Annotated in this window: 1 protein-coding gene; it reads left to right on the top strand. The window is 68.7% G+C overall.

Annotated elements, in window-relative coordinates:
* A partial coding sequence (locus tag JKL46_RS35010; protein WP_201843052.1) for an ATP-dependent metallopeptidase FtsH/Yme1/Tma family protein occupies nucleotides 1–710 on the top strand: 710 nt, incomplete at both ends.

Below are 710 nucleotides of genomic sequence, written 5' to 3'. Positions count from 1 at the left end.
GGCGAGGCCAATGTGCCGTTCTTCACCATCTCCGGCTCGGACTTCGTCGAGATGTTCGTCGGCGTCGGCGCCTCCCGCGTCCGCGACATGTTCGAGCAGGCCAAGAAGAACGCCCCCTGCATCATCTTCATCGACGAGATCGACGCGGTCGGCCGCCATCGCGGCGCCGGCCTCGGCGGCGGCAACGACGAGCGCGAGCAGACCCTCAACCAGCTGCTGGTCGAGATGGACGGCTTCGAGGCGAATGAGGGCGTGATCATCATCGCCGCCACCAACCGTCCCGACGTGCTCGATCCGGCGCTGCTGCGTCCGGGCCGCTTCGACCGCCAGATCGTCGTCCCGAACCCGGACGTCCTGGGCCGCGAGAAGATCCTGCGCGTCCATGTGCGCAAGGTGCCGCTCGCTCCCGACGTGGACCTGAAGGTGATTGCCCGCGGCACCCCCGGCTTCTCCGGCGCGGACCTGATGAACCTCGTCAACGAGGCTGCCCTGCTCGCCGCCCGCCGCGGCAAGCGCATCGTCACGATGAAGGAGTTCGAGGACGCCAAGGACAAGGTGATGATGGGCGCCGAGCGCCGCACCCTGGTCATGACCGACGACGAGAAGCGCCTGACCGCCTATCACGAGGCCGGCCACGCGGTCGTGGCGCTCAACGTCCCTGCCACCGACCCGGTCCACAAGGCGACCATCATCCCGCGCGGCCGCGCGCT

Origin of the sequence: Microvirga zambiensis WSM3693, assembly GCF_016735695.1 — a bacterium.
Lineage (GTDB): Bacteria > Pseudomonadota > Alphaproteobacteria > Rhizobiales > Beijerinckiaceae > Microvirga > Microvirga zambiensis.
Note: the sequence above shows the minus strand (reverse complement) of the source record. Positions and strands in the feature narration are given on the sequence as shown.